Source organism: Porphyromonas levii DSM 23370 (assembly GCF_000379925.1).
Taxonomy (GTDB): domain Bacteria; phylum Bacteroidota; class Bacteroidia; order Bacteroidales; family Porphyromonadaceae; genus Porphyromonas_A; species Porphyromonas_A levii.
In genome coordinates this window covers 22,342-29,108 of record NZ_KB904251.1, presented here as the reverse complement: position 1 = coordinate 29,108, position 6,767 = coordinate 22,342, and the positions used below count along the sequence as shown (strand labels likewise).

The window sequence follows — 6,767 nt, the reverse complement described above, 5'->3', positions numbered from 1 at the left end:
GCAGAATACGCGAACGCACTCTCCCCAACTTATCCCGAAAAGACTCTTTGATACGGTAGTACTTTTCGTCCCTACCAGAATCCGGATTATATCTTGTCTGCGAAATAAAATGCATAGTGCCACAAAGGTAAGGATAAAAAAATCCACCGCTGTGTACTACATTTCGATTTAAAAAACAACTACCCCGATGAAATCAGCATTTCACTCCTCAAAATGCCCAAAAAACACCTCAAAATATACTCTAGGGGTCAAACTTGGGTAAGGCTTTTTGCTCTACATGACTGCCGTATCACACGAAATGTCGGATGAACCTTCATAAGTTCAAAGAACTCCTTAGTTCTTTCATAATCCTCTGATAGAAGGAAATTATCAACTTCTTTTTGGGAAACTCCTTCGATTTGCGTCCAACCATACTGAACACAAAGATCCTTCATCCTTTGTAGGTGTTCTTGATTAGCTACATCCTTGTTTGATGGTGTGTCTATGTCATTACGACAAGAAGTGATGGCAAATAGTGCGAACACACATACTGCCATGCATGCGAGATAAATGTAATTTCGTTTCATAAAACAAGCTCTTTAACGTTAATACTTTATTGACTAAGAAGCTGAGTGATTTATATGCTTACCTCCTTTCCTTAAAACCACAGATTGCTTCAACAATTTGTTTACAAAGCTATTGACAACAAATAAAACTTGCAATACCTAAAAGTTAGTATTTTTTTACAACTAATGAGAAACCTTATTTCTCGAACAGTTTATTATCGTAATAATTCTCTTGTAGTAATCGGTTGATGTCTGAGAGGCGATAGAGGATTTTCCCTGCGATTTGGGTGTAGGGGATAATGCCCTTGTCCCGATAATCCTGCAAGGTGCGAGGACTGATGAAAAGCCGTTCGCAGACCTCTCGCCCCGTGAGGTAGATTTCTCCCCCGAACAGCGGGCGATGCGTTTGGGCAATCTCCCGAAGGCGTTTGCTCACTTCTTTGATGCCTGAGATGAGTTGTTTCATTTCGGGTGTTTCTTTGTTTACGATTTCGTGTTCCATAGTCATTGTATTTTTCGGTTCGACTTTTCGAGGAGTGCTTCCACATCCTCACGTTTGTAATAGCACTTATGCCCGATTTGGATGAAGGGCAGCACGGACGTGTCCCGATAGTGCTGGAGCGTCCGCTTGCTGATGTTCAGTATTCGGCACACGTCCCCGTTGTGCAACAGGTCGGGAAGTTCGGGCTTCGTACCGAATTGTTCTCTCACACAAAGAGCCAGCTTTTCGATGCTCTTTTTCAGTTCCTCCCACGCGGAGGTGTCGATGGCGGTAAATCTCATATCAATATCGTTTTTAATTGTCGTTTTCTCTTTTCGGTGCAAATGTATGCAAGCGAAATCCTTGTCCCAAGAACCGATGAAATCAAGGGAAATAAAAGGAAATCGCAGGAAATATACGAGCGTAAATCGACCATTCCACCCACCTTTATCTAAGTACGTACTTGTGGCTCTGATATGGTGTAAAATGTCCGCACGATACAACGGGAAAAAGATGCCGAGCAATCTCACGGTCGCTCGGTATCTTTTGTTCGATTACTCGGCATCTTTTGGAGGTTCTCTCGCCTATGATAATTCTCGCTTGCATATCTCTCGAAGAAAAAGAGTGCAGGTATTAGCAATCCGATGAAATCGTTTACAGAGCCTTTCTCCTCTCTGTTCTCTTCTTTTGAGTGTTTTTGTCCCAATTTCTCCCGTTTACCCCGTCCATTTTCGGAGCTTTTTCCCGTACCCCGAAGCAACAGCCTCGCAAACCTTGTCGGTATAGGTTCGGCTCTCTAACTTGGTTTCAGCATCCGTTTTCGGGTGAAAGTTCAAAACCAAGCAAACAAAAGAGATACGAACAATGAAAAGAAACAAACGAACAAGAAATGCCATAGATACTTTCTTCTTTCACTGTGAAAGGAGATATACGATGAAAGGGAAAAAAATTGCTCCCAGCCTTGTGCTGAATTCCATGAGCAATATCCATAGAGCCATTGCCTATCTCCACGAGAAAAGCATCGACTCCGTTCGGGCATTCCTCGACAACGATGAAGCAGGACGACAAGCTTGCCTTGCCTTGCAATCTTCAGGCATCAAGGTAGAGGATATGAGCCGACACTATTCCCGATACAAAGACCTCAACGAGTACCACGTTGCTCAATGTAAGCAGCAACAAGAAGTACAACAGCGAAAGCCTGTTATTGTCAAACACAAAATAAGATAAGTTATGAAAGAAGAATTTGATTTGTCACGCTACTTGAACCATCCCAAAGAGTCCAATGTGTCTGAAATTGTCAGTAAAGCCGTTTCTACCAAACAAGAAACAGGACAAGCAGAGCCAATGAAGCAATCTGAAGGCTCTCAGCAGTCCTCCGCATCCGAGCAAAAGTTGCATTCCGAGTCTTTATGAAGCAAAGGAAGCCGTGAAAGCAGAGCACTCCGAGCAGGAGAAGCGACAAGCGATATCAAGCATTCCGAGACGCATCAGCCACAAGCAACGACAAGAGAGCTTGGAGAACTATCGGGAAGCCTTTCTCTTGCCCCATAAAATCATCGATCGAAAGGCAACCTATCTCAGTCGCTCCACGTGGGAACGTTTGGAGTTCGTTGTCCGTCGATTGGGCGATTATGGGGCGAATGTTTCGAGTTTCTTGGAGTGCATAGCTCTCCGACATCTGGAGGAATACAGCGAGGATATAGAACACTGGCGCAAACTCTAATCACGGCATTCCGAGCCATCAGTGATGAAATGGATAATCGACATTCTCAGAAGATGAGAAACACAGGAGATGAAAGCCAAGCATAGTATATGCGAGGGTATTCCATCGGTAACATTGCAAGGTGTGTCTTTGTGACACAAACTGCCGTTTGTACCACAAAGACCCTTGCCCCAAAGGGGAGATGAATTACTCCAAAGTCGTCCGAGTCCCTAGGTTTCTCAAGTTTAAGCAAGAGACTTTATTTAGAAAAATGTTGTACCTTTGCTGTGAGGTGTGAGGAATTGGCAATTATAATCAAGATGAAAACTATTAAAAGGAGGAAAAGGTTCGTTTGCCCCTATTGTGGAAAGAGGTTACAGCTGAAAAATCTGTTTATAACAAAAGAAACTTTTGTGTGTAGAGGATGTGGCAGAGAACTAAAGGTTAAGAAGCAGATTGTTCCATTCAAATGGGGGTTCTTCATAGCCTTTGCTCCAACAGTCCTACTTGGCAATATTATGAGACTTAATGGCGTTAGTTTTATTGACAATATGCTAATTCTGTTAGGTCTTGGAATCGTGATAATATCCATTATTTGCCTTGTGGTTTATCTTTATAGCGAGTATGAATGACGTTTTTTATCTAATATATATAATGAAAAAAGAAAGGAATTTATGTAATCCTTCTTACCCTAATGTGTACTGCAAATCTTTGCTCTTTGCGTGTAAGAGAGGTGATTTAAGGTACTCGCTTTTGCATCTTAATTCTGCGTAATCTAGATTTACGGCTTTCCTCTTGTTTGTTTTACTCTTAGTGTTGCTGGTCTTTTGTTTGGATAACTCTATCGTTTGCACAAAAATACCTAACTATACGTGAGTTCTTTGGTGCTATCAGAAGGCTTTTCAAAAGCCTGTGCTGCTTTCTCCTCAAGTTCTCGCATCCATTCTGTAATCTTCCTCGGGCTCACTTCGTATCGCTTCGCTAAACTCTGCATCGTCTCATCGCCCCTCAAGCCGGCTAAAGCAACTTGTGCCTTAAAGCTTGAACTGTATTTACTTCTTCGTCCCATAAAATTCTCTTTTTCTTCTTTTCATCGGAAAATGACAATTAATTCCATCTCAACTCTCAAATCTACCACTTTTGGAGTTGTCTAGTTTTTGGGGAGTATTATAGATATATTTTTTTCTGCTTACTTGACTACCTAACCTAAAAAGTAGTTATATTTGCGAATACGAGAGAGATATATGACAATTTCCACTACTATTGTTCTGTATTTATCATAATCCTCTCTATACCTATATTTACTTTAACGTTTATGGACTGCCATGAATCTACTATGATAATTGACTACAGTATACTAACTAACTTTTACAATATTATCTATGGCTACGACAACAACACCTGGTGAGATTAAAGTCTCATCCAAAGCTTGGGTAAAGTCTATTTTATCCTTCGTACTGGTACTCTGTACCATGCCATTAGGGCATGCTATGATGATTCTAATGGAGCACTTCATCTTCCCTCAATGGCTCCCGAATGCGGCTTTTGCAATGGGGGCTTTGGGATTGGTATTCGCCATTTGTGGCGTCTTCTTGAAAAAAGAGACTCCTCAGACTATCATGGGGCTCATCGGAGCACTTCTGCTTTGGACTGGCTGGGTAGAGTTTCTCTTTATGTACTATGCCCAAAGGTTCGGCGCACATCCTGAGATTGTGAATGGAGTGATTTCAACATCAACTGAATACATCAATGGGATTGCGAGCCAACCACAGATGTTTCTAAATGGAGAGCCAGTAGCGCACATCCAAGATATTAAGCCACTCGTCGTTACACGCCCAGAATACCTACTTATGCCTGCATCTTTCGGTATGTGGGTTACTGTCATGCTACTCTATATATTTAATGTCCGTACTGGATGTAACTTTATCAATTGGTGCCAGAAATTATTCTTTGGCAAGAAACGTGAGGAGATTGTGACCAAAGGGATGACGCGCCACCCAGCTATCGTAACGTTTATAGAAACGATGATGCTGTTATGGACTTGCTACCTAGTTCTGATGTTTTGCTACGACCCCCGCTTCTTAGGAGAGACACATCCTGTAACTATAGCTCTTGGTATTGGTTGCCTCGTGGGAGCATTCTTTATTTTCCGCAAGCAACTCAGACTGCATCAATGGGGACCCAATATCCGCATGGCAATTGCCAATGTTATAGTTATCTGGACTCCTGTAGAGATACTAGGGCGCAACGATATGCTCAACGAAATATGGGTAGCCCCTTTGGAGCATATTACTGAGATGGTGGTGGTTCTGGTTACTTTTATTGCCATAGGCACTTATCTAGCATTACAGAAGAAGAAATCGAGAGGACACTAAGGCTCGGGATATTAAAAGACGAGCTCCAAGGGATTATGCTTTTTTCTTGGAGCTCGTACTAATGTACTGAAGCCTGAGCGCCATGTCTGCAAATGGGGAAAGAGGTCATGGCTTATAGAGGTCACACCTATATTAATATGTACTTATAGGGCTCCATATCGTCATTTTTATTTACCTTTGAAGTTCTAAGGACGAATAGGAAAAGATGATGATGAAGATAGATAAGAAGAAAGTACTCAAAGAGATTGGCTTTTTTGCTGGTATCCTTCTACTCGCTGGTGTGATTTCGGGATTTATAGACCTTACGCCACACAAGCCCATTGCTCAGACTGCATCTCAGAAACCTGCAGCGGTAAGAGATATTACTGGGCAGGAATTTATCGACCAAATATATGACTATACCTCTGGGAATGAGTGGAACTATAAGGGTGACAAACCTGCGGTAATAGACTTCTATGCCGTGTGGTGTGGTCCTTGTAAGCGTCTACGACCTCGCCTAGAACAGTTGGCAGCGGAGTATGGCGATGAGATTGTAGTCTATGCCATAGAGGTCGAAAAGTATCCAGAGCTAATGAGGATGTTGGGCATACAGGCTTTCCCTACGCTACTATTTATACCCACAAAGGGCATTCCCACTTTGGGGCAAGGACTGATGAGCCTTCGGACTTTAAGAGAAGAGGTCGAGAAGATTAAGAAGTAGTGATTATGAATGAACGCATCTATCTCCTAGAGGAGGCAGACCCACAGGTATTCTTTGGGGTGAATAATCGTAACCTGCTTATCCTTAAGGAGACCCACCCTAAGCTACGTATTATGGCAAGGGGCAATATTATTAAAGTTATTGGGGAGGCTGAAGAACTGAAGCCCTTTCTCCGGCTGCTCAATCAAATGGAAGAGCGTGTAACAAAGTACAATACCCTAGATGAAGGAACACTAGAGGCAATGATTTCGGGCGAAGAGCGTGTGGCAAAGCAGCCTCAGGAAGATATTGTGGTATATGGTGCTGGAGGGAAGCCTATCACTGCTCGGACACAAAACCAAGCAAAGCTTATTGAGTTGATTGAGTCGCATGACCTCGTCTTTGCCACAGGTCCAGCTGGATCGGGCAAGACCTTTCTTGCCATTGTAATGGCTGTGAAGCTACTCAAGTCCAAGGAGGTTCGCCGAATCATTCTAAGTCGTCCCGCAGTAGAAGCTGGTGAGAAGCTAGGGTTTCTCCCAGGCGAAATGAAGGATAAACTTGATCCTTATTTACAACCTCTATATGATGCACTTCAAGAGCTTATCCCTGCGATTAGGCTCAAAGAGTATATGGAGAGTGGTGTGATTCAGATTGCCCCACTTGCCTATATGCGGGGTCGGACACTCAATGATGCTGTCATCATCCTAGATGAAGCACAAAATACAACCCCGCACCAAATGAAGATGTTCCTCACAAGACTTGGCCAGAGCGCTAAGATGATTATTACAGGAGATATGACCCAAGTGGATTTGCCTAAGGGCGTACCCTCGGGCTTAAGAGAAGCAGAGCGTATCCTCCGGAATGTAGATGGCATTGGGTGGATGGAGTTTGAGAAGAAAGATATTATGCGGCATGAGCTTGTACAGGCAATTGTAGATGCTTACGATGCTCACGAGCACGAGAAACAAGAGTAAATACAACA

Annotated in this window: 9 protein-coding genes and 1 pseudogene; 7 read left to right on the top strand and 3 right to left on the bottom strand. The window is 42.9% G+C overall.

Annotated elements, in window-relative coordinates; translation table 11 throughout:
• Window positions 1-741 precede the first annotated feature (741 nt).
• Together A3GG_RS0105605 and A3GG_RS0105600 are read right to left on the bottom strand one after the other, a co-directional pair.
• A complete protein-coding gene (locus A3GG_RS0105605) occupies window positions 742-1,047 on the bottom strand; it encodes a helix-turn-helix domain-containing protein (RefSeq protein WP_026215659.1) in 306 nt (101 codons plus the stop codon).
• A 2-nt stretch (window positions 1,048-1,049) separates the two neighbouring features.
• Window positions 1,050-1,328, bottom strand: coding sequence for a helix-turn-helix domain-containing protein (locus tag A3GG_RS0105600; RefSeq protein ID WP_026215658.1), 279 nt, complete (start codon window positions 1,326-1,328; stop codon window positions 1,050-1,052).
• Window positions 1,329-1,956: 628 nt separating this feature from the next.
• Between A3GG_RS0105600 and A3GG_RS0105590 the strand changes: the two are divergent.
• The 4 genes and pseudogenes from A3GG_RS0105590 to A3GG_RS0105575 all read left to right on the top strand — a co-directional run.
• Window positions 1,957-2,253: pseudogene (locus tag A3GG_RS0105590) on the top strand (toprim domain-containing protein); the annotation flags it as partial.
• Window positions 2,254-2,256: 3 nt separating this feature from the next.
• Window positions 2,257-2,439, top strand: coding sequence for a hypothetical protein (locus A3GG_RS0105585; RefSeq protein WP_018358339.1), 183 nt, complete (start codon window positions 2,257-2,259; stop codon window positions 2,437-2,439).
• 13 nt (window positions 2,440-2,452) lie between these two features.
• Complete coding sequence (locus tag A3GG_RS13080; protein WP_248637657.1) at window positions 2,453-2,749, top strand: DUF3408 domain-containing protein; 297 nt, start codon at window positions 2,453-2,455, stop codon at window positions 2,747-2,749.
• A gap of 299 nt (window positions 2,750-3,048) precedes the next feature.
• Window positions 3,049-3,360, top strand: a complete 312-nt coding sequence (locus A3GG_RS0105575) for a hypothetical protein (protein ID WP_018358337.1) — start codon at window positions 3,049-3,051, stop codon at window positions 3,358-3,360.
• Window positions 3,361-3,590: 230 nt separating this feature from the next.
• Here A3GG_RS0105575 and A3GG_RS0105570 read toward each other — a convergent pair whose 3' ends face one another.
• Window positions 3,591-3,797, bottom strand: a complete 207-nt coding sequence (locus A3GG_RS0105570; RefSeq protein ID WP_018358336.1) for a transposase — start codon at window positions 3,795-3,797, stop codon at window positions 3,591-3,593.
• A 313-nt stretch (window positions 3,798-4,110) separates the two neighbouring features.
• Between A3GG_RS0105570 and A3GG_RS0105565 the strand changes: the two genes are divergently transcribed.
• The 3 genes from A3GG_RS0105565 (at window position 4,111) to A3GG_RS11960 (ending at window position 6,759) form a co-directional block, all read left to right on the top strand.
• A complete protein-coding gene (locus A3GG_RS0105565; protein ID WP_018358335.1) occupies window positions 4,111-5,103 on the top strand; it encodes a hypothetical protein in 993 nt (330 codons plus the stop codon).
• A gap of 205 nt (window positions 5,104-5,308) precedes the next feature.
• Entirely contained in the window at window positions 5,309-5,803 is a 495-nt protein-coding gene (locus A3GG_RS0105560) for a thioredoxin family protein (protein ID WP_018358334.1), read from the top strand.
• A 5-nt stretch (window positions 5,804-5,808) separates the two neighbouring features.
• Window positions 5,809-6,759 (top strand): PhoH family protein, encoded by a 951-nt coding sequence (locus tag A3GG_RS11960; protein ID WP_018358333.1) that lies wholly within the window; start codon window positions 5,809-5,811, stop codon window positions 6,757-6,759.
• Window positions 6,760-6,767: the final 8 nt, after the last annotated feature.

Bases quoted from the DNA above. Each gene is read 5' to 3' on its own strand.
- A3GG_RS11960 (WP_018358333.1), top strand. From the start codon at position 5,809: ATGAATGAACGCATCTATCTCCTAGAGGAGGCAGACCCACAGGTATTC.
- A3GG_RS0105585 (WP_018358339.1), top strand. From the start codon at position 2,257: ATGAAAGAAGAATTTGATTTGTCACGCTACTTGAACCATCCCAAAGAG.
- A3GG_RS0105575 (WP_018358337.1), top strand. From the start codon at position 3,049: ATGAAAACTATTAAAAGGAGGAAAAGGTTCGTTTGCCCCTATTGTGGA.
- A3GG_RS0105565 (WP_018358335.1), top strand. From the start codon at position 4,111: ATGGCTACGACAACAACACCTGGTGAGATTAAAGTCTCATCCAAAGCT.
- A3GG_RS0105560 (WP_018358334.1), top strand. From the start codon at position 5,309: ATGATGATGAAGATAGATAAGAAGAAAGTACTCAAAGAGATTGGCTTT.
- A3GG_RS0105605 (WP_026215659.1), bottom strand. From the start codon at position 1,047: ATGGAACACGAAATCGTAAACAAAGAAACACCCGAAATGAAACAACTC.
- A3GG_RS0105600 (WP_026215658.1), bottom strand. From the start codon at position 1,328: ATGAGATTTACCGCCATCGACACCTCCGCGTGGGAGGAACTGAAAAAG.
- A3GG_RS0105570 (WP_018358336.1), bottom strand. From the start codon at position 3,797: ATGGGACGAAGAAGTAAATACAGTTCAAGCTTTAAGGCACAAGTTGCT.